We start from the raw sequence: 18662 nt of genomic DNA on the forward strand, positions 1-18662 counted from the left end.
CCCGGGTCAGACGCCGGCTCGGGCCGGCAGTTCGTAGGTGCGGCCGGCCAGTTCGGAGGCGACATCGACGATCATGTCCTCCTGCCCGCCGATGACGCCGCGGCGGCCGAGTTCGAGCAGGATCTCGCGGGTGGAGAGGCCGAACTTCTTCGCGGCCCGCTTGGTCGGGTGGAAGAACGTCGAGTACACCCCGGCGTAGCCGAGGATCAGGGCGGTCTCGTCGACGATCTGCGGTTCGGTCATCAGCGGGGCGACGACGTGCTCGGCGGTGTCGATCAGCGGGAACAGCTCGACCCCGGTGTCCCAGCCGGCCCGCTCGAACGCGGCGGCGAGCACCTCGGTCTGGGCGTTGCCGGCGCTGGCGCCGAGCCCGCGCAGCGACCCGTCGATGAACGTCGCCCCGTGCTCGGCCGCGGTGAGCGCGTTGGCGATGCCGACCCCGAGATTGTTGTGGGCGTGGAAACCGATGTCGGCGGAGATCGCCTGCCGCAGCGCCGCGACGCGGTCGCCGGCGTGCCGGGGCACCATCGCGCCGGCGGAGTCGACAACGTAGACGACGTCGGCGCCGTAGGAGTCGAGCTTGGCGGCCTGCTCGGCGAGCGGTGCGGGCTCGAGCTTGTGGCTCATCATCAGGAACGTCATCACGTTCAGGCCCTGGTCCTTGGCCCACTCGACGGGCTGCTGGGCGCAGTCGGCCTCGGTGCAGTGCACCGCGACGCGCACGGTCTTGATGCCGGCGTCGATCGCGCCCTGCAGTTCGGCGAGGGTGGCGATGCCCGGGACGTACAGCACCGCGATGTCCGCATGGTCGACGGCGTCGACGGCGGCACGCACGTACTCGGGGTCGGTGGCGGCGGCGAAGCCGTACTGGATCGAGGAGGCACCGAGGCCGATGCCGTGGGCCACCTCGATGGTGGGGATCCCGGCCCGGTCGAGGCCGCGGGCGATGTCGGCAACATTGCCGGGGGTGAACCGGTGCGAGACCGACGACATGCCGTCGCGCAGGGTGGTGTCGACGAGGGTGACCTTGCGGCGCCCGCCGGGGGTGTGGGTGGTGTCGGTGGTGCTCACTGGGCTGCTCCCTGGACGAGGCTGCGCTGCGCCATGACGTCGGCGACCTGCACGGCGGCGGCGGTGATGATGTCGAGATTTCCGGCGTAGGTGGGCAGGAAGTCGCCGGCGCCGACGACCTCGAGCATGACCGTGACCAGGTCGCCGTCCACATCGACCAGACGCAGCGTGTAGCCGGGGACGTACTGCTGCACCTTGGCGACCATCTCGACCACGGCGCGCTCGATCGCGTCCGGGTCGGGGTGGCGGACCTTGGCGTAGACGGTGTCGCGCATGTTCATCGGCGGCTCGGCCGGGTTGATCACCGAGATCGCCTTGGCGCGGTCCGCGCCGGCGACCTGCGCGAGTGCCCGGCCGGTCTTCTCGCTGAATTCGCTGAGGTTCTGGCGGGTGCCCGGGCCGGCGCTGTGCGAGGCGATCGCGGCGACGATCTCCCCGTAGTAGGCGTCCGCGGCCCGGTTGATCGCGTACAGGATCGGGATCGTGGCCTGACCGGCACAGCTGACCATGTTCACGTTCGGTGCGTCGAGGTGTTCGGTGAGATTGACCGCGGGCACGACGTACGGGCCCACCGAGGCGGGCGTCAGGTCGATCGCGGTGATGCCGGCCGCGGCGTACCGGGGTGCGGCCGCGGCGTGCACCCTCGCCGAGGTGGCCTCGAACACCACGTCCGGGAGCTCGGGCCGGGCCAGGAGCCACTCGAGTCCCTCCGCGGACGCCTCGAGGCCCTCCCGCCGGGCCCGCTCGAGTCCCTCGCTGGCCGGATCGATGCCGACCATGTACACCGGCTCGACATGCTCGGACCGCAACAGCTTGTACATCAGGTCCGTCCCGATGTTCCCGGATCCGACGATCGCGGCTTTCAATCGACTCATCTGTGGGCCTTCCCTCCAGTGTCGGGGTGATGCTGCCGACGCTAGGGCCGATCCCCTGGTAGACGGCGGGTGATCCGGCGGTACCGGACACGCCCGGCCGTGATCCGATCGGTGTTCGGCTATCCCGAACAGCGCTGACGGAAGCGCCGGCACCCCCGCAAGCTCGTGACATCCACCACAACCGGAGCAGCAAGCCCGGCCAGCGGAGATCAGGAGTAGCCATGACCGACCCCACTGCCCGTTTCGACATCGCGCACCTCGCCCGTGCCGAACTGTTCACCCCCAGGCCGCAGGAAACCCTCGACTTCTTCACGAAGTTCCTCGGCATGTACGTCACGCATCGGGAGGGGCAGTCCGTCTACCTGCGTGGGTACGAAGACCCGTACCAGTGGAGCCTGAAGGTCACCGAGGCGCCGGAAGCCGGCATGGGCCACGCCGCGCTGCGCGCCAGTTCGCCGGAGGCGCTCGAGCGCCGCGTGGCGTCGCTGAAGCAGGGCAACGTCGAGGGTACGTGGAGCGAGGACCAGTTCGGCTACGGCAAGACCTTCGAGTTCCAGTCCCCGGACGGTCACAACCTGCAGTTGCTGTGGGAGGTGGAGAAGTACGTCGCCCCGCAGGAACTGCAGAGCAAGATCCTCTCGCGGCCGTCGAAGAAGCCGCTGTCGGGGATTCCGGTCAAGCGGATCGACCACCTCAACCTGATGGCCTCGGATGTCACCCCGCTCAAGGACTCGTTCGAGCGGCACCTCGGATTCCGCACCACCGAACGCGTCGTGGACGGCAACGTCGAGATCGGCGCCTGGATGAGCTCGAACCTGCTCGGCCACGAGGTCGCCTGCATGCGGGACATGACCGGCGGCCGCGGCAAGCTCCACCACCTCGCGTTCTACTACGGCACCGGCCAGCACCTTGCCGATGCGGTCGAGATGTTCCGCGACTACGACATCCAGATCGAGGCCGGCCCCGACAAGCACGGGATCACCCAGGGGCAGTTCCTCTACGTGTTCGAGCCGGGCGGCAACCGCATCGAACTGTTCGGCGAGGCCGGTTACCTGCACCTGGATCCGGACGCCGAGACCAAGACCTGGCAGATGTCCGATATCGACACCGGTCTCGCGGTCGGCGGCGCGAAGCTGCCGTGGGAGACGTACTTCACCTACGGCACCCCGAATCCGCTCGCACTCGATCAGCACATCGAGAAGTTCTCGCACTTCGGTCCCGGTGCTCCCGTCGACGACCCGGAGGTGAGTGCCGCGGAACGCGCGGTTCCGGACGAAATCGACCATTCCCGAGCGGTTTCGGGATCCCCGGTCTGAGCCCTGGCCTTCTACGGGTGCGCACCTCCCGCGCCGGTCTCCGGCGTGCCGCGACGAGAGGTGCGCACCCGCGTGTCAGCCGGCGTCCGGGAACGTCACCTCGAGCGCCGCGAGCTGCCCGGGATCCGACACCACCTCGATCTCGACGATCGCGTCGTCTTCGATCGTGAAGGCGAACACCGTGCGCGGACGGCCGCCCGGCGCCCATGCGGCACCGGGCATTCCGTCGACGAGCACCGTCCGGGCGGCCTGGGCGCGGCCGTCGAAAACCTTTGCGACGCTGTGGGGTCCGTGAAGCTCGTGCGCGAGCGCCGGTGCGCCGTGAGCCGCGCCGGCACGGGCCGTCGCCACGGCGACGTCGTCCGCGCGAAGGACCACGTCCGGATCGAGCAGGGCCAGCAGGTCGTCGAACCGTCCCTCCCGCGACGCGGCGAGGAACGCGTCGACGAGGCGACGGCGGCGCATCAGGTCGGCCCGTGGGGCGGTCGCGCCCTGGATGCGCCGCCGCGCGCGGCTCGCGAGCTGGCGGGTGGCGGCGGGGGAGCGCTCCACGATCGGGGCGATCTCGTCGAACGGGACGGCGAACAGGTCGTGCAGCACGAACGCGAGGCGTTCGGCCGGGGCGAGGGTGTCGAGCACGACGAGCATGGCCACACCGACCGAATCGGCCAGTAGTGCAGCGCTTTCCGGAACGTCGCGCGGGTCCGTCGACCCAGGTTCGGGACGGTCGGGCTGATCGAGGGGGACCTCCCGGCGCGAGCCCCGGGAGCGCAGCATGTCCAGGCACACCCGGCTCACCACCGTCGTCAGCCAGCCTCCCAGGTTGGCGACCTCGTCGGTGCCGGAGCGGTGCAAGCGCAGCCAGGCCTCCTGCACGGCGTCGTCGGCCTCGCTCGCCGAGCCGAGCATGCGGAAGGCCACCGCCCGGAGATGGTCCCGATGTGCCTCGAACTGTTCGGCGGGGAAGGCGCCGCCGGGGTGGGCCGAGAAGTTTCCGTCGCTCATGTCGTCACATTCTGTCGTCGGGATCCGTCATGGCTGTGACGAACGCACGACCCCGGATGTGACAAGGAGACGATCATGAAGGCTCGAATGATGAATCCCGCGCTCGTTCTGCCCGACGCGGTGACGGCGTTGCAGGCACTGGGGAACGCCGCCGACGGTGGCGGGCTGCCGGCGCGCACCACCCACCTCGTGCATCTGCGGGCGAGCCAGATCAACGGATGCAGCGTCTGTGTGGACATGCACCCGCGGCTGGCGAAGAAGGACGGGGAGACCGACAAGCGGCTGTTCGCGGTGGCGGCGTGGCGCGAGGCGCCGTACTTCACCGATGCCGAGCGGGCGGCCCTGGCGCTGACGGAGGCGGTGACCCGGCTCGCGGACCGGCCCGACCCGGTGCCCGACGACGTCTGGGACGAGGCCGCCCGCCACTACGACGAGCCGCAACTGGCGGCGCTGATCCTGCAGATCTCGCTGATCAACGTGTGGAACCGGCTCAACGCGACGGTCAAGCAGGTGGCCGGCGCGCAGTGGTGACGACCGCGACGTTGCCCCCTGCCGTATTTTCTGGAATCATTCCAGATAATGCGTCGGAGGGTCGTCGCCCGCGTGGTGACGGCCCCGAACGAAAAGAACGAAAAGGAGTGCGCTCATGTTCGCCGCCGGCTCCGGTGCCGTCACGCTTCCGTCGATGGTCCTCGGAGGACTGCGGCCGCTCTACCGGCAGATGGCACGCGCCAACGTGCGCACCGTGGGCTTCGTGCACACCGTGGGCGCGAACCGGTTCGAGGTCCGGCTGACCGCGGCGGTGGGTGGACCGACGCTCGACATCCGTTCGCGGGACCGGACGATCGCGTTCACGGTGCCGCTCACGGCGCAGTTCCGGGCGCAGCCGGAACTCGATCCGGGCAGCTACCGGACGCTGTGCGCGATGCTGACGCCGGACGCCGCTCCGGCGGCCGGCACCGTCGTCCGCTTTCTGCAGGGCCTCGTCGCGCAGGCGCCCGCCGTGCTCTCCCGCACGGACACCCCCGCGGCCTGAGGGAGCCTGCCGCGACGGGGTTCGGCTGCCGAGACGGTGCCCGGGGGGCATGATCGGATCGGGACCGAACCGTGGTCCGGAGGAGGGTGACGATGGCGGAGGAAGGCGAGACCCGTCGATTCGGACTGCTCGGGTCCGCGATGGAGGAGTTGCTGGAGAGGACCCGCGCCGTGGCGGACGCGGTCGGGTCGATCGGGAGCGACGCCCTCGGCGCGATTCCCGAGCCCCTGTCCGCGCCCGCGATCCGGATGCTCGGCTCTCTTCGGCAGGTGATGGAGCTCGTGCCACCCGTCCTCACCGAGTTCGATGCACTCGTCGAGCAGCTGCACGCGCAGCGAAAATCGGTGCAGGCGCTGCAGGCACAACTGTCGGCGTTCGACCGTCAGTTGGAGGTGGTCGAAAAGTCGCTGGCACCGTTGCAGGGTCTGGCCCATCAGTGGTCCCGTCTGCAGCAGTCGCTGCTCGACTACCCCGCCACCGGCGAACCGAAGAAGTCCGGCCCGTCGGAGGCCTGATCGACCGGATGCGTCGGCTCGTCCGGCGCCGCAGCATCCCGGTGCGTCCTTCGGGCTGCTGGGACAGCCCAAAGGACGCACCGGCGGGCGCAGCCGCCTACAGGCCGGGGCGCTTGCCGATCGTCAGGGTGACCTCGCCGGTGCCGGCGAAGAAATCGTTGCCCTTGTCGTCCACGACGATGAACGCCGGGAAGTCCTCGACCTCGATCTTCCACACCGCTTCCATACCCAGTTCCGGGTATTCGAGAACCTCGACCTTCTTGATGCAGTCGAGTGCGAGGCGCGCGGCCGGCCCGCCGATGGAGCCGAGGTAGAAGCCGCCGTGGTTCTTGCAGGCGTCGGTGACCTGCTGCGAGCGGTTGCCCTTGGCGAGCATGACCATCGAGCCGCCCGCGGCCTGGAACTGCTCGACGTAGGAGTCCATCCGGCCGGCCGTGGTGGGGCCGAACGAACCGGAGGCCATGCCGTCCGGGGTCTTGGCCGGCCCGGCGTAGTACACCGGGTGGTCCTTCAGGTACTGCGGCATTCCCTCGCCGGCGTCGAGGCGTTCCTTGATCTTCGCGTGCGCGATGTCGCGGGCGACGACGAGCGGGCCCGTGAGGGACAGCCGGGTCTTGACGGGGTGCTTGGACAGTTCGGCGAGGATCTCCGGCATCGGCCTCGTCAGGTCGATCTTCACCGCGGCACCCTTGCCGGTGCCCGACACGCCCTCGGTCTCGGCGTCGAGCTGGGCGTCGGTGATCTCGGGCAGGAAGCGGCCCGGGTTGAACTCGAGCTGTTCGAGGAACACGCCCTCCGGGGTGATCTTCGCCTTCGCCTGCCGGTCGGCGGAGCAGGACACGGCCAGCGCCACCGGCAGCGACGCGCCGTGCCGGGGCAGGCGGATGACACGCACGTCGTGGCAGAAGTACTTGCCGCCGAACTGCGCGCCGATCCCGATCTTGCGGGTCAGCTCGAGCACCTGCTCCTCGAGCTCGAGATCGCGGAAGCCGCGGCCGGTGATCGCGCCCTCGTTCGGCAGCTCGTCCAGGTAGTGCGCCGAGGCGTACTTGGCGGTCTTGAGGGCGAACTCGGCGGAGGTGCCGCCGACGACGATCGCGAGATGGTACGGCGGGCACGCGGCGGTGCCGAGCGAGCGGATCTTGGCCTCGAGGAATCGCATCATCGAGTCCGGGTTCAGGATCGCCTTCGTCTCCTGGTACAGGTACGACTTGTTGGCCGATCCGCCGCCCTTGGCCATGAACAGGAACTTGTAGGCGTTCTCGTGGCCGGCCGCCGTGTCGGCGTAGAGCTCGATCTGCGCCGGCAGGTTCGAGCCGGTGTTCTTCTCCTCCCACATGGTGAGGGGAGCGTTCTGCGAGTACCGCAGGTTGAGCCGGGTGTACGCGTCGTACACGCCGCGGGCGATGGCTTCCTCGTCGTTGCCGGGACTGAGGACGTGCTGGCCGCGCTTGCCCATGACGATCGCGGTGCCGGTGTCCTGGCACATCGGCAGCACCCCGGCGGCGGCGATGTTGGCGTTCTTCAGGAGATCGAGCGCGACGAACTTGTCGTTGTCCGACGCCTCCGGGTCGTCGAGGATGCTTGCGAGCTGCTTCAGGTGATCCGCGCGCAGGTAGTGCTGGATGTCGTGCAGCGCGGTCTCGGTGAGCAGGCGCAGCGCCTCGGGCTCGACCTGCAGGAAGGTGCGGCCGCCCGGTCCTTCGACGGTGGACACCCCCTCGGTGGTCAGCAGCCGGTACTCGGTGGGGTCTTCCCCGATCGGCAGCAGGTCCTCGTAGAGGAAGTCGGCCATTTCTTCTCCTGAACTGTCCTGGACAGCGGGGCTGATGTTCGCGACAAGGCTAGTCCGGGCGACACGGCGCCCCGACGCCGGGGCGTGTGACGCAATCCGCTCCCGCACCCGTCGTGACCTGCGTCACTACCGAATTCGGCCGTCGCTGTGGCGCCGGTCACAGCCCCGGCGGCACGCGATCCGTACACTGGTATGGATGGTTCGTACGGCACAGGAACGGGTACTCGGAGACCATCGGGTACCCGGAGGGCACCGCTTCCGACAGACCCGAGAGCGGGAGTTCGAGAACACATTGAGTACCGAGACCGTGCCGACGACGGCACTTGCGCACCGCGGATCGCTTCGCGGCGCCCACGCCTGGCTCGACGTCGCCGTCGTGGTGGTCGTCCTCGTCGCCACCAACCTGATCGCGCACTTCACCACCGTGTGGGCCAGCATCGCGACGGTGCCCATCGCGGCCGTGGTGCTCGTCGCGCTGATGCGCCGCCGGGGCATGCGCTGGTCCGAACTCGGGCTCTCGCCGCGCCACTGGCGCTCCGGCTCGCTCTACGCGCTGGGCGCCGCGGGGATCGTGCTGGCCGTGATCGCTGTCGGCGTGGCGCTGCCCCCGACCCGGCAGTTCTTCCTGTCCGACCGCTACGCCACGATCTCCGGCGCGCTCCTCGCGTCGATGATCGTCATCCCGCTGCAGACGGTCATCCCCGAGGAACTCGCGTTCCGCGGGGTGCTGCACGGCACTCTCGAACGTGTCTCGGGTGCGCGCGGCGTGTTCGCCGCCGGCTCGCTGCTGTTCGGCCTGTGGCACATCGCCTCGTCGCTCGGGCTCACGAACGGCAACCGCGGGCTGAGCGGCGTCCTCGGCGGCGGCCTGTGGGGACAGGTGCTGGGCATCGCCGGAGCGGTCGTGGCGACCGCGGCCGCCGGATTCGTCTTCACCTGGCTGCGCCGCCGCAGCGGGAGCCTGATCGCCCCGATCGCCCTGCACTGGTCGCTCAACGGCGCCGGTGCCCTGGCCGCGGCCCTGGTCTGGCACGCCACCTTGAACTGACCGCCGGCGAACCGCCACCGCGGTACCGTGCGCTGATGGCACTCGCGGTCTGCCTGCTCTTCGACGCCGCCGCCCGGCGCGCCCTGCAACAGCTGTGGGCCCGGCTCGAAGATCTCGGTGTGCCGACGCTGCTCACCCATACCCACGGCCGGCACGTGCCGCACCTGTCGTACGCGGTGCTGCGCAGCTACGACGTCGACGACGTGACGGCCGCGCTCGAGGCGCTGCCCGACGGCGGGCCGCTGACCCTCTACTCCGACGGCCTGGGCGCCTTCCGGCGCGGGCGGATCTGGCTCGCGCCCGCCCCCACCGCCGACCTCCTGCAGCGCCAGCAGCGTGTGGTCGACACCGTCACCGCCACCGGCGCGGACCTGCACAAGCACTACCGGCCGGGCGTATGGACCCCGCACCTGACCCTCAGCCCCCGCGCACGGCTGGACGACCTGCCGCGGGTGGCCGCGGCCGTCTACGACGTGCTACCCCTCGCAACGGCCGTCTCCGGCGCGGCACTGATCGACACCACGACGGGGGAGCGCCGTCCGTTGCGGCGGGTCCCGTGACCGACGTCGCTCACTCCTCGGGGTTCTCCACCCACTTGCCGTAGGGCGGGGGCCCCTCGCCCATGATCTGCACTCCGAAGTGCGGGGCGTGCTTCCACACGTAGCCGTGCAGGGTGTGTTCCTCCGACGTCTGCGTGTTGACGAGGACGAGGTCTCCCGTCGCGCGCTCCTCGAGCGAGAACCCGCTCTCCGGGCCCTCGAGTACCCACCACTTCTTCCTGCTCATGATCGATGCCCTCCGGTGCGGGACGGGACAGGTCTCGGGCCGGACGTTACTCCCGAGCGGGCCTTCGCGGCACCGGTTCGCCGATCCGGGTCACCGGCTCCCCAGCAGACGGCGGGTGGTCTCGTCGGCGGGGTAGAACGCCTCGATCGCCAGTTCCGCGACGGTGACGTCCAGCGGCGTGCCGAACAGCGTCGTCGTGCTCAACAGCGACAGCTCGCCGTCGTCGGTGCGCAGCCGCAGCGGCACCACCAGGGCGTGGGCGCCGGCCGGGTCGAGCTCGGCGTCGTGGCCGTCGTCGTCGCACGGGTAGGCGGCCAGTTCGGCGTGCAGCCGTCGCAGCACCGGGTCGCCCGTCGCGGCGAGCTGGTGCCGCAGGCGTGTCAGCAGGTGCGCCCGCCACTGGCCGTGGTTGGCGATGCGCGGCGCCATGCCCTCCGGGTGCAGCGTCACCCGCAGCACGTTCACCGGGGGCTCGAGCAGCCGAGGCGCGCAGCCGTCGAGCAGTCCCACCACGGCGTCGTTGGCGTCGACCATCGTCCAGTGCCGGTCCACCACCAGCGCCGGATACGGCCGGTGCGACGCCAGGATCCGCTCGATCGCGTCGGCCACCGCGGCCATCGGCACGTCCCCGAGTCGGTGCTCCGGATACGCGGGGGCCAGGCCGGCCGCGAGCAGCAGCGAGTTGCGCTCCCGCAGCGGGATGTCGAGCTGATCGGCCAGGCGCAGCAGCATGGTGCGGGTCGGCCGCGACCGGCCGGTCTCGAGGAAGCTCACGTGCCGCGCCGAGACCTCCGCCCGGTTGGCGAGCGCGAGCTGGCTCAGGCCGCGACGCTCGCGCCAGTGCCGCAGCAGCACTCCGACGGGTTCCTCGTGCACGGTGGTCATGCCCGTCACCGTAGGCGCGGAGCGGGAAGGGCGGCCATTACCTGCCGGGTAATCGATTCGGGCACCGGAGCGCGGCAGTCTCGTCGGTGTGCGGCACACCGCCGCCACCGACCGACCGGGAGGACCCCCATGACCGCCTACGCGATCGCCCATCTGCGTTCCGTCGACTTCGGCCCCGAGATCGTCCGTTACCTCGAGGAGATCGACGACACCTTCACGCCGTACGGGGGCAGGTTCGTCGTCCACGGCGCCGAACCCGAGGTTCACGAGGGACCGTGGCCCGGCCACGTCGTGGTCGTCGAGTTCCCCGACCTCGAGCAGGCCCGCGCCTGGTACCGGTCGCCGGCCTACCAGGCGATTCTGCCGCTGCGCACCGAGCACTCCGACAGTTCGGCGATTCTCGTCGACGGCGTGCCGCCGGGATACCGGGCGAGCGACTACCTCGCCAAGGTGGGACGCGGCTGATCCGTCCGCGGTTCAGCGCAGGATCCCGGCCGCGCGGGCCGGCGCCGCATACGCCTCGGCGAGGGTGTCCACCGTCTCGTGGGCGTTGAGCCCGCTCGGATTCGGCACCACCCACACCGGCACCCCGCCGAGCGTCTCCGCCTGCAGCCCCGCGACGGCCTTCCGGTGCCCGAACGCCGACCGGTACGCGGTGATGCCGGCGACGGCCACCACCCGCGGCCGGTGCAGCGCCACCACCTCGGCCAGCCGCACCGCCCCGGCCCGCAGTTCCTCGGCCGTGAGCTCGTCCGCGCGGGCCGTGGCGCGCGGCGCGAGATTGGTGATCCCGACGCCCCGCTCGATCAGGTGGGCCCTGTCGTCCTCGCTCATCCCCGAGGTGGGGTCGATGGGCCGGAGCAGGATGCCGGCCCGCAGCAGCGCCGGGTAGAAGCGGTTGCCGGGCCGCGCGAAGTGCGCACCCGTCGCCGCCGTCCACAGGCCCGGGTTGATGCCCACGAACAGCAGCCGGCAGTCCGGCCCGATCAGGTCGGGCACCACCGCGTCACGGAAGCGTTCGAGTTCGGCGCGCGTGAATCCCACCCGCCCCACGGTAGCGAGCGGCGCCGCCGGCCCCGGCAGTGCCGGGCCCGGGGAGTGTGGCCGCCATCGCGCCCGCGCCCATCGGCTAGGGTGAAATGCGCGTCGTGGCGGGACCGGACAGCCGCGGCGAGCAGGGCCGAAACGATAGGGGAAGGTGTGCAGCGCCGGAACGTGATCGGTAACCCCGTCGGAGACTCGTCCGGCCGCGAGGTGGCGCTACCGCCGTACACGGATCTGCTGTGGCCCACCCTGCAGGCGCTGATCGGGCTCGGAGGCTCGGCCTCGATCGAGGAGCTCGAGAAGGCCGTCATCGCGCGCGAAGGTCTGTCCGAGGCCGCGCGGTCCGTACTGCACGGCGACGGGCCGGTCACCGAGATCGAGTACCGGGTCGGCTGGGCGCGCACCTACCTCAAGGGCATGGGGCTGCTCGCCAACACCCGTCGCGGCGTGTGGAGCGTCACCGACCGCGGCCGCGCGGTGCAGGAATCCGAGATCAAGCCCCTGCAGGTGGCATACACCGCGGAGAAGCGGCGCAAGCGGCTCGTGCGCAACGCGTCGTCGCGCGCGCAGGTGGTGACCCTCGCGGCCGCCCCCGAGGATCCCGAGCTGTGGCGCGAGCCCGTGCTCGCCGCCGTCGCCGAGCTCCCCGACGAGGGCTTCGAACGGCTCGCCGTCGCGGTGCTCCGCGCCGCCGGCTTCACCACCATCTCGGTGCCCCCGCACGGCGGTCACCTCGACACCGGCTCCGACAACGACGTCGACGTCGAAGGCACCGGCGTGCTGCGGGTGTCGCTGCTCGGCTTCTCGGTGTTCTTCCGGTTCCTGCGCGGCCCCGAGCGGGCGGGCGCGGACGTCGTGCGCGAGTTCCGCGCCGCGATGGCCGGTCGCGGCGAGAAGGGTCTGCTCGTCACCACCGGGACGTTCGGCGACGACGCCCGCGCCGAGGCGCACCGGCTCGGCGCGCCGCCTATCGAACTCGTCGACGGCGACGGCCTGTGCGATCTGCTCAAGGAGCACGGTCTCGGGGTCCACACCACGGTGCGCACCGTCGAGGACGTCGCCCTCGTTCCCGCCTTCTTCGCCGAGCTCGGCGGACGGTAGCCCGTCGCGCGGGCCCCGAATCCCGATGCGCCCGCGCGGGACCCGCGAGTGTGGTGCAATACCGGAAGCTCGACACCCTGTCCGCCGTGCACGCTCGTCCAAGCGAGGTTCGATGGCCATCTCACGTCGGGAACTGTTGCGGTACGCGGCCGTCGGCTCGTGCGCGGCCTGGGTGTCGGCCGTCGCCGCCCCCGGGGTGGCGCACGGCCGGGAGGTGCTCGGCACGATCGTCGACTACTCGGCGGCCGTGCCGTCGCCGTCGTCGATCCGTGCCGCCGGGCACATCGGTGCCATCCGGTACGTCTCGGACCGCCGGCCGGGCGCCGAATGGATGCTGGCCAAGCCGCTGACGGAGTCGGAGGCCGCCGCGCTCGTCGCCGGCGACCTCGAGGTCGTGTCGTGTTATCAGTTCGGCAAGGCCGACACGGCGGACTGGCTCGGCGGATACGACGCCGGGGTCCGGCACGCGACGCGCGGCCTCGAGCTGCATCGGGCGGCCGGGGGACCGGCGGACCGGCCGATCTACGCCTCGGTCGACGACAATCCGTCCGAGCAACAGTTCGCCGACCTGATCGCGCCGTACTTGCAGGGCTGGCACGACGTGCTCGGCGCCGGGAACACCGGCGTGTACGCCAACGGGCCGACCATCTCCTGGGCCCGCGACGCCGGCCTGGGATCGTTCTACTGGCAACATGATTGGGGCACGGCCGAGGGCTACGTGCATCCCGCGGCGAACCTGCACCAGGTGGGTGGCGGGACGATCGACGGCATCGGCATCGACGTCAACAATGTATTCAGCGCCGACTACGGGCAGTGGTCGCTCACCGCCGGTTGAGCCCGCCGGGCCGCGCCCGGGGAACGGCGGCGGTCAGGGCCAGCGCGACGGCGGAGGCCGCGATCGACAGCAGGAAGGTGGCGCGGAACCCGTCGAGGGCGGGCACCGTGTAGGTGCCGACCGTCGTGGTCATCGCCGCGAGCACCACGCTCACCACCGCCGCGGACGTGGACGTCCCGATCGAACGCATCAGCGTGTTGAGACTGCTCGCGGCGGCGGTCTCGGACAGCGGCACCGCGCCCATGATGAGGGCCGGCATCGCCGCGTACGCCAGGCCGATGCCCGCCCCGATGATCATCCCCGCCACGACGATGTGCCAGATCTCGGTGTACGCGACGTAGACCAGCACGTAGCCGGCGCCCACCACCACGACCCCGCTCGCCAGGGTGACCCGTGGCCCGTGGCTGCCGGTGATCCGCGCGGAGACGGGGGACAGCGCCATCATGACGATCCCGCCCGGCGCGATGAGCACTCCGGCCATCACCATGGACAGCCCGAATCCGTAGCCCGTCTCGGTGGGGGCCATCAGCAACTGCGGGAACGCGAGCATCTGTCCGTAGATCGCGAATCCGACGGCGACCGACGCGAGGTTGGTCAGCAGCACCGGGCGCCGCGCGGAGATCCGTAGATTCACCAGGGGTCGCGCCGTGCGCAGTTCGTAGTATCCCCACACGAGCGCCGCGCCGGCGGCGCAGGCGAACATGCCCAGGGTCAGGGGATTCGACCAGCCCCAGGTGCCGCCCTTGGTGACGGGCAGGAGCAACAGCGTCAGCGTGACCGAGAGGCCGATCGCGCCGACGACGTCGAACCGGCCGGGGTTGCGGTGGGGCGACTCCGGGATCACCTTCAGCACCATGGCGATGCCCAGCAGGCCGAAGCCGGCGGCGGCGGCGAACAACATGTGCCAGTCGGCGATCTGGGCGATGGCCGCGGCGACGGGGAATCCGACGGCGCCGCCCACCCCGAGGGTGGCGCTGATGGTCGCCATCGCCCCGGCGATCCGCCGGGGCGGCAGTTCGTCGCGCAGGATCGCGATGCCGAGCGGGATCGCGCCGGTCGCCGCGCCCTGCAGGGCGCGGCCGGCGATCATCGGGAGCAGCGACTCGGCGAGGGCGCAGACGAGGGAGCCGGCCACGACCGCACCGAGGCTGACCAGCAGCATGCGCCGCTTGCCGAACATGTCGCCCAGCCGGCCGCTGATGGGGGTGAGGACCGCCGCGGCGAGGAGCGTGGCGGTGACCGCCCATGAGGCGTTCTCCACGGACGTGCCGAGCAGGTGCGGCAGCTGGGGGAGCAGGGGGATGACGAGGGTCTGCATCAACGCGACGACGATCCCGCACAGGGAGAGCACCGCGACGAGACCACGGGGTGCGGGGCGTTCGGCTGTGCCCGGAACGGGGGTCTCGACGGCCATGCGCCTCCTCGGGTCCGGGGGCCGCGCGATACGGGCGGGCATGGACGTGATCTACGAGATGTATCAGGTTCCCCACCGGGAGGGCAGCCGCGCGCCCGCCGATCGGGACACGGGCCGGCCGGTCAGCTCTGGCAGTGCGCGGCGGGGTCGGGTTCGGCGGCGGTGACGACGAGCGTGGGATGCGGGTCGTCGGGGGCATCGTGGACACCGCGCCACGACAGCAGCGACCAGCGGGACAGTCCCGACAGCGCCGAGCCGAGGCTGGCGAACGACAGCGACGACAGGGCCGAACCGAACGAGCCCACCGAACCGACGGACAGCACCGACCCCACGCTGCCGATCGACAGGATCGAGTACGCCGAGCCGATGGACAGGATCGAGCCCTCGGAGCGGACGGACAGGATCGACCGGTGTGAACGGCGCGAGCGCAGGGACCGGGAAGCGGTGAGCCTGGACGGTGTTTCGGCCATGACTCGGTCTACCACGCGGTTCCCGGCTCGGGAAGCGCCCGGACGACGGAGGCCGCCGGGGGATGATCCCGGCGGCCTCGGCCAACGTGCGGATGATCGGTCAGGCGACCGTGACGAGCCCGATCGTCGGCAGGAAGGTGCACGAACGCGGGGCCGCGCCCGCGGCTTGCGTGGTGATGCCGCCGGAGATCACGGCGGCCACGTTGCCGGAGCCGGTGTCGGCGATCGCGCTGAGCGTCGTCGGCCCGTCGGGGTTGATCCTGGCCTCGTTGGTCAACGTCGCGGTGCCGCTGCGGCCGTTGGAGACGTTGATCCAGCTCACCGTCAGCGGCTGCGCCTGCTGGTCGGCGAACTTGGCGGTGCCCAGGGCGGTGAACACGAACCCGGCCTGGCCGGCCTTCGGGCCCGGCGGCGGGAGCGGCGCGGGGCCGGCCACGGCGAGCGCGGTGCCGATGGAGTCGCCGCCGTCGCGGATGCAGTCCTTGCCGATGCTCGGGTACAGGAACTGCGAGATCGCCACGGCGCCCGGCTCCGGAATGTCGGGTCCGCCGCCGCCGCTGCCGTCGAGGAAGGTGATCACGCGCTGGAGCAGGGCCTTGACCGAGTCCGGCAGCTGCGAGTTCGCGAGCAGTTCCTTCGCTTGGTCGAGGAGCTGATTCTTGCCGTCCGCGACGTCGGCCGGGCCGGCCGCCGCTCCGACGATGGCGGGGGCGAGGGAGGCGAGGGCCTCGACCTCTTCGGGGGCGGCTGCCTGGGTGCTGAGCATGCCCATGAGCGACTCGATCGACAGATCCGCCGGCACCTGGTAGCCGGCGAACTCGGCCGGCAGCTGGAGCACGTCGGGGATGCCCGGAACGACGGGTTGCGCGACCGCCTGCGACGGCACGGTGAGCGCCGCGGCGGCGGCGAGGGCGCAGGCGGTGAACATCCTGCGCGTTGCTCGGGTTCGAAGCACTTTTCCCCATCCTTGTCGTTGAAGCGGCTCCGGAGCGCGAGGCGCCGATGCCGCTGACGGCTCGGGGAGACACTTTATGTAGGCCCCCCGATCAGTACAAGCCGTGGCCGGTCTCACAGCCGCGCCCGTACTGGCGGGAGTCTAGCCATAACGTGTTCCGATCAGTGGTGTCCGCTCGAGACTACGTGTGACTGATGTGGTTTTTGTGAGAGTAGATGAAACTGTTACTGATGTGAGTATCGTGTTCGGCCCGCCGCCGCGGAACGGATAGTCTGCATCCGTCCCCGGCCCTTCCCCCCGGGGTGACGTGACGACGGGAGGCCGCACCGCAGTGTCCGATCCGGTTCGCCCGCATCGACTGTGGTGGTGCGCGGCCCTGCTGGCCGTCTCCGTCGGGGCCCGGCTGGCGTGGAACTTCCTCACGCCCAACGGCATGAATCTCGTGGATCTGCACGTGTACGTCGACGGTTCCGCGGCGCTGCTGCGCGGCGAACTGTACGACTTCACCTACACCCGGGACACTCCCGAGTTCTCCCTGCCCTTCACCTACCCGCCGTTCGCGGCACTGGTCTTCTTCCCGCTGCACTATCTGCCCTTCCCGGTGGTCGGGGTGGCGTGGCAGCTGCTGACCGTCGCCGCCCTGTTCGGCCTCCTGCGCATCTGCCTCGAGTTGCTGTTCGGTTCCGCGGCGCACGGCGCGCGCTGGACGGCGGTCGCGCTCGTGTGGACGGCGGTGGGCATCTGGACGGAGCCCATCCGCACGACCCTCGACTACGGACAGGTCAACGTGTTCCTGGCCTTCGGCGTGATGGTCGCGGTCCGCAGCAACCGCTGGTGGCTCTCGGGCGGACTGGTCGGATTGCTCGCCGGCATCAAGCTGACCCCGGCGATCGCCGGCATGTACTTCGTGGCGCGTCGCCGCTGGGCGGCGGCGTTCTTCTCCGCGGCGACCTTCGCCGCCACCGTCGCCGTCAGCTGGCTGGTCCTCGGCGACCAGGCGCGGACCTACTTCACCACGTTGTTCGGCGACGCCGACCGGATCGGGCCGGTGGGGTCGGTCTGGAACCAGTCGCTGCGCGGAGCGCTGAGCCGCATCGTGGGACACGACGTGGGCACCGGGCCGCTGTGGCTGGCGGCTGTCGCGGCCTCGGCGGTGCTCGCCGTCGCGGCCTGGCGTGCCCTCGGCCCGGACGACCGGCTCGGCACGATCGTCGTCGTCGAACTGTTCGGCCTGCTGGTGTCGCCGATCTCCTGGATGCACCACTGGGTGTGGGTGCTGCCGATGCTGCTGTGGCTGGTCTACGGGCCGCTTGCCGGCCGCCCCGGCACCCGTGTGCTCGCCGGGTTCTGGGCGGTGCTGACCGTCGTCGGGGTGCCGTGGCTCCTCGGCCTGGCGCAGGACTCGATGTGGGACATCTCCCGCCCCGCCCTGCTGGCCTGGGCGGGCGCGTGCAACGTGGTGGGGGTGCTGGCGGTGTACGCGTGGATCGTCTACACCGGGCGCCCGGCTGCGGCCCCGCCCGTCAGCCGCGGGCCAGCGCGTCGATCTTCCGGGCCAGCTCCACGTCCGACCCGGTGATCCCGCCGGCGGAATGGGTGGACAGCGAGTAGGTCACCTTCCGCCAGCGGATGTCGATGTCGGGGTGGTGGTTCGCCGCCTCGGCGGCCTCGGCCACCCTGTCCACCAGCGCGACGGCCGCGGGGAACGAGGAGGACTCGACGGTCCGCACGATCGCGTTCCCGTCCCGTCGCCACTCGGGCAGCTGGGCGAGGGCGGCATCGATGTCGGCGTCGGAGAGCAACTCGGCCATGCCCCATTCTGGGACGATGCCGCACATGAGTGCAACGACGGGCCGGGCGGACGAGGTAGTGGCCGGGGCGATCTTCCGCGACGGCCGGCTGTTGCTGGCCCAGCGCATCGGGCCGCCGGAGCTCGCGGGGCTGTGGGAGCTGCCGGGCGGCAAGGCCGAGCCGGGGGAGTCCGCCGAGGCGGCGCTGCGCCGGGAGCTGCGCGAGGAACTGGGCGTGGAGGTCGCCGGTGCGCAGCGGGTCGGGGTCGGGGTGCCGCTGGACGGCGGCCGGGTGCTGCGTGCCTACCGGGTGGAGCTGCTCTCCGGGGAACCGCGGCCGCTCGAACACGCGGCGCTGTGCTGGGTGGACGCCGACGAGCTGGAGCAGATCGACCTGGTGCCGAACGACCGGCTGTGGCTGCCGGAGCTGCGCGCGCACCTCGGGCGCTGACGGGGCGGGCGGTCAGGCGGCGCGGGCCTTCTTCAGGCGCTTCGCGAGTTCCTTCCCGCCGAGGCCCTCGTGCTCGAGCCTCTTCATCCGCATGATCACCACGGGGCAGCGCACACAGCGGGTCTTCTTGCGGCAGCACTTCTTCTTGGGCTCGAGCTGCGCGACCCTGCTCGCCTTCACCTTGCCCATCCGTGTCGCCGGCCTTTCGTCGGTGGGTCCCGGACCACAGCACTGGGCCCCTGGTCACATCAATTGGAAGGTTAGCATGCC

23 protein-coding genes are annotated in these 18662 nt (G+C 71.0%); 11 read left to right on the forward strand and 12 right to left on the reverse strand.

The genetic code is table 11. The features are described 5' to 3' along the window. Window positions 1-6: 6 nt before the first annotated feature. Together dmpG and ISO16_RS25690 are read right to left on the reverse strand one after the other, a co-directional pair. Window positions 7-1071 carry a 4-hydroxy-2-oxovalerate aldolase gene (gene dmpG / locus ISO16_RS25685; RefSeq protein ID WP_072634717.1) on the reverse strand — a complete coding sequence of 355 codons (1065 nt, stop codon included), beginning with the start codon at window positions 1069-1071 and terminating at the stop codon, window positions 7-9. Beyond that, window positions 1068-1946 (reverse strand): acetaldehyde dehydrogenase (acetylating), encoded by an 879-nt coding sequence (locus tag ISO16_RS25690; RefSeq protein ID WP_006933901.1) that lies wholly within the window; start codon window positions 1944-1946, stop codon window positions 1068-1070. Before ISO16_RS25690 ends, dmpG begins: the two co-directional genes overlap by 4 nt. A gap of 221 nt (window positions 1947-2167) precedes the next feature. Between ISO16_RS25690 and ISO16_RS25695 the strand changes: the two genes are divergently transcribed. Next, on the forward strand, window positions 2168-3262 hold the full coding sequence (locus tag ISO16_RS25695) for a VOC family protein (protein ID WP_006933903.1): 1095 nt from the start codon (window positions 2168-2170) through the stop codon (window positions 3260-3262). 75 nt (window positions 3263-3337) lie between these two features. Here the strand turns inward: ISO16_RS25695 and ISO16_RS25700 are convergent, their stop codons facing one another. Further along, the gene (locus tag ISO16_RS25700) at window positions 3338-4267 is read right to left on the reverse strand and encodes a sigma-70 family RNA polymerase sigma factor (RefSeq protein ID WP_006933904.1); all 930 of its coding nucleotides are present in this window, start codon (window positions 4265-4267) and stop codon (window positions 3338-3340) included. A 75-nt stretch (window positions 4268-4342) separates the two neighbouring features. On the opposite strand from ISO16_RS25700, the gene ISO16_RS25705 reads away from it, so the two are divergent. The 3 genes from ISO16_RS25705 (at window position 4343) to ISO16_RS25715 (ending at window position 5818) form a co-directional block, all read left to right on the forward strand. Continuing rightward, on the forward strand, window positions 4343-4798 hold the full coding sequence (locus ISO16_RS25705; RefSeq protein WP_072634718.1) for a carboxymuconolactone decarboxylase family protein: 456 nt from the start codon (window positions 4343-4345) through the stop codon (window positions 4796-4798). A gap of 115 nt (window positions 4799-4913) precedes the next feature. After that, window positions 4914-5303: a hypothetical protein gene (locus ISO16_RS25710; RefSeq protein ID WP_065922833.1), complete on the forward strand. Its 390-nt coding sequence runs from the start codon at window positions 4914-4916 to the stop codon at window positions 5301-5303. A 92-nt stretch (window positions 5304-5395) separates the two neighbouring features. Further along, window positions 5396-5818, forward strand: a complete 423-nt coding sequence (locus ISO16_RS25715) for a hypothetical protein (RefSeq protein ID WP_072634719.1) — start codon at window positions 5396-5398, stop codon at window positions 5816-5818. 97 nt (window positions 5819-5915) lie between these two features. Here ISO16_RS25715 and ISO16_RS25720 read toward each other — a convergent pair whose 3' ends face one another. Then, on the reverse strand, window positions 5916-7613 hold the full coding sequence (locus ISO16_RS25720; protein WP_029542320.1) for a fumarate hydratase: 1698 nt from the start codon (window positions 7611-7613) through the stop codon (window positions 5916-5918). A gap of 292 nt (window positions 7614-7905) precedes the next feature. Between ISO16_RS25720 and ISO16_RS25725 the strand changes: the two genes are divergently transcribed. Together ISO16_RS25725 and ISO16_RS25730 are read left to right on the forward strand one after the other, a co-directional pair. Continuing rightward, on the forward strand, window positions 7906-8661 hold the full coding sequence (locus ISO16_RS25725) for a CPBP family intramembrane glutamic endopeptidase (protein ID WP_044475769.1): 756 nt from the start codon (window positions 7906-7908) through the stop codon (window positions 8659-8661). Window positions 8662-8696: 35 nt separating this feature from the next. Beyond that, window positions 8697-9221: a 2'-5' RNA ligase family protein gene (locus tag ISO16_RS25730; protein ID WP_072634720.1), complete on the forward strand. Its 525-nt coding sequence runs from the start codon at window positions 8697-8699 to the stop codon at window positions 9219-9221. Window positions 9222-9231: 10 nt separating this feature from the next. Here ISO16_RS25730 and ISO16_RS25735 read toward each other — a convergent pair whose 3' ends face one another. Beyond that, complete coding sequence (locus ISO16_RS25735) at window positions 9232-9447, reverse strand: hypothetical protein (protein WP_006933918.1); 216 nt, start codon at window positions 9445-9447, stop codon at window positions 9232-9234. 90 nt (window positions 9448-9537) lie between these two features. Beyond that, a complete protein-coding gene (locus ISO16_RS25740; RefSeq protein ID WP_072634721.1) occupies window positions 9538-10332 on the reverse strand; it encodes a helix-turn-helix domain-containing protein in 795 nt (264 codons plus the stop codon). Window positions 10333-10461: 129 nt separating this feature from the next. On the opposite strand from ISO16_RS25740, the gene ISO16_RS25745 reads away from it, so the two are divergent. Continuing rightward, window positions 10462-10797, forward strand: coding sequence for a DUF1330 domain-containing protein (locus ISO16_RS25745; protein WP_006933922.1), 336 nt, complete (start codon window positions 10462-10464; stop codon window positions 10795-10797). Window positions 10798-10809: 12 nt separating this feature from the next. On the opposite strand, the gene ISO16_RS25750 is transcribed toward ISO16_RS25745, so the two are convergent. Beyond that, the gene (locus ISO16_RS25750; protein WP_065922832.1) at window positions 10810-11376 is read right to left on the reverse strand and encodes a mismatch-specific DNA-glycosylase; all 567 of its coding nucleotides are present in this window, start codon (window positions 11374-11376) and stop codon (window positions 10810-10812) included. A gap of 156 nt (window positions 11377-11532) precedes the next feature. Here ISO16_RS25750 and ISO16_RS25755 point away from each other — a divergent pair, with 156 nt between their 5' ends. Both ISO16_RS25755 and ISO16_RS25760 read left to right on the forward strand, forming a co-directional pair. Next, window positions 11533-12477, forward strand: coding sequence for a winged helix-turn-helix domain-containing protein (locus tag ISO16_RS25755; protein WP_006933925.1), 945 nt, complete (start codon window positions 11533-11535; stop codon window positions 12475-12477). Window positions 12478-12589: 112 nt separating this feature from the next. Continuing rightward, window positions 12590-13312 carry a DUF1906 domain-containing protein gene (locus ISO16_RS25760; RefSeq protein ID WP_065922831.1) on the forward strand — a complete coding sequence of 241 codons (723 nt, stop codon included), beginning with the start codon at window positions 12590-12592 and terminating at the stop codon, window positions 13310-13312. Here ISO16_RS25760 and ISO16_RS25765 read toward each other — a convergent pair. From ISO16_RS25765 to ISO16_RS25775, 3 genes are all read right to left on the reverse strand, one after another. Beyond that, window positions 13299-14726, reverse strand: coding sequence for an MFS transporter (locus ISO16_RS25765; RefSeq protein WP_072634722.1), 1428 nt, complete (start codon window positions 14724-14726; stop codon window positions 13299-13301). The genes ISO16_RS25760 and ISO16_RS25765 overlap by 14 nt on opposite strands. Before the next feature lie 122 nt (window positions 14727-14848). After that, window positions 14849-15196 carry a hypothetical protein gene (locus ISO16_RS25770; RefSeq protein WP_029542331.1) on the reverse strand — a complete coding sequence of 116 codons (348 nt, stop codon included), beginning with the start codon at window positions 15194-15196 and terminating at the stop codon, window positions 14849-14851. A gap of 100 nt (window positions 15197-15296) precedes the next feature. After that, on the reverse strand, window positions 15297-16151 hold the full coding sequence (locus tag ISO16_RS25775; protein ID WP_006933936.1) for an Rv1157c family protein: 855 nt from the start codon (window positions 16149-16151) through the stop codon (window positions 15297-15299). A gap of 331 nt (window positions 16152-16482) precedes the next feature. Here ISO16_RS25775 and ISO16_RS25780 point away from each other — a divergent pair, with 331 nt between their 5' ends. Then, window positions 16483-17730 (forward strand): mannosyltransferase, encoded by a 1248-nt coding sequence (locus ISO16_RS25780; protein ID WP_072634723.1) that lies wholly within the window; start codon window positions 16483-16485, stop codon window positions 17728-17730. On the opposite strand, the gene ISO16_RS25785 is transcribed toward ISO16_RS25780, so the two are convergent. Then, the gene (locus ISO16_RS25785) at window positions 17675-17962 is read right to left on the reverse strand and encodes a 4a-hydroxytetrahydrobiopterin dehydratase (protein ID WP_029542335.1); all 288 of its coding nucleotides are present in this window, start codon (window positions 17960-17962) and stop codon (window positions 17675-17677) included. The two genes, ISO16_RS25780 and ISO16_RS25785, sit on opposite strands and share 56 nt — an antisense overlap. A gap of 25 nt (window positions 17963-17987) precedes the next feature. On the opposite strand from ISO16_RS25785, the gene ISO16_RS25790 reads away from it, so the two are divergent. Then, a complete protein-coding gene (locus tag ISO16_RS25790) occupies window positions 17988-18392 on the forward strand; it encodes a (deoxy)nucleoside triphosphate pyrophosphohydrolase (RefSeq protein ID WP_029542337.1) in 405 nt (134 codons plus the stop codon). A 12-nt stretch (window positions 18393-18404) separates the two neighbouring features. Here the strand turns inward: ISO16_RS25790 and ISO16_RS25795 are convergent, their stop codons facing one another. Then, a complete protein-coding gene (locus ISO16_RS25795) occupies window positions 18405-18572 on the reverse strand; it encodes a hypothetical protein (protein ID WP_006933942.1) in 168 nt (55 codons plus the stop codon). Window positions 18573-18662: the final 90 nt, after the last annotated feature.

This window comes from Rhodococcus sp. M8 (assembly GCF_015654185.1).
Lineage (GTDB): Bacteria > Actinomycetota > Actinomycetes > Mycobacteriales > Mycobacteriaceae > Rhodococcus > Rhodococcus aetherivorans.

Excerpts from the sequence above, each read along its gene's own strand:
- ISO16_RS25690 (WP_006933901.1), bottom strand. The coding sequence starts at position 1,946 with ATGAGTCGATTGAAAGCCGCGATCGTCGGATCCGGGAACATCGGGACG.
- ISO16_RS25695 (WP_006933903.1), top strand. The coding sequence starts at position 2,168 with ATGACCGACCCCACTGCCCGTTTCGACATCGCGCACCTCGCCCGTGCC.
- ISO16_RS25700 (WP_006933904.1), bottom strand. The coding sequence starts at position 4,267 with ATGAGCGACGGAAACTTCTCGGCCCACCCCGGCGGCGCCTTCCCCGCC.
- ISO16_RS25705 (WP_072634718.1), top strand. The coding sequence starts at position 4,343 with ATGAAGGCTCGAATGATGAATCCCGCGCTCGTTCTGCCCGACGCGGTG.
- ISO16_RS25710 (WP_065922833.1), top strand. The coding sequence starts at position 4,914 with ATGTTCGCCGCCGGCTCCGGTGCCGTCACGCTTCCGTCGATGGTCCTC.
- ISO16_RS25715 (WP_072634719.1), top strand. The coding sequence starts at position 5,396 with ATGGCGGAGGAAGGCGAGACCCGTCGATTCGGACTGCTCGGGTCCGCG.
- ISO16_RS25720 (WP_029542320.1), bottom strand. The coding sequence starts at position 7,613 with ATGGCCGACTTCCTCTACGAGGACCTGCTGCCGATCGGGGAAGACCCC.
- ISO16_RS25730 (WP_072634720.1), top strand. The coding sequence starts at position 8,697 with ATGGCACTCGCGGTCTGCCTGCTCTTCGACGCCGCCGCCCGGCGCGCC.
- ISO16_RS25735 (WP_006933918.1), bottom strand. The coding sequence starts at position 9,447 with ATGAGCAGGAAGAAGTGGTGGGTACTCGAGGGCCCGGAGAGCGGGTTC.
- ISO16_RS25740 (WP_072634721.1), bottom strand. The coding sequence starts at position 10,332 with ATGACCACCGTGCACGAGGAACCCGTCGGAGTGCTGCTGCGGCACTGG.
- ISO16_RS25745 (WP_006933922.1), top strand. The coding sequence starts at position 10,462 with ATGACCGCCTACGCGATCGCCCATCTGCGTTCCGTCGACTTCGGCCCC.
- ISO16_RS25760 (WP_065922831.1), top strand. The coding sequence starts at position 12,590 with ATGGCCATCTCACGTCGGGAACTGTTGCGGTACGCGGCCGTCGGCTCG.
- ISO16_RS25765 (WP_072634722.1), bottom strand. The coding sequence starts at position 14,726 with ATGGCCGTCGAGACCCCCGTTCCGGGCACAGCCGAACGCCCCGCACCC.
- ISO16_RS25770 (WP_029542331.1), bottom strand. The coding sequence starts at position 15,196 with ATGGCCGAAACACCGTCCAGGCTCACCGCTTCCCGGTCCCTGCGCTCG.
- ISO16_RS25785 (WP_029542335.1), bottom strand. The coding sequence starts at position 17,962 with ATGGCCGAGTTGCTCTCCGACGCCGACATCGATGCCGCCCTCGCCCAG.
- ISO16_RS25790 (WP_029542337.1), top strand. The coding sequence starts at position 17,988 with ATGAGTGCAACGACGGGCCGGGCGGACGAGGTAGTGGCCGGGGCGATC.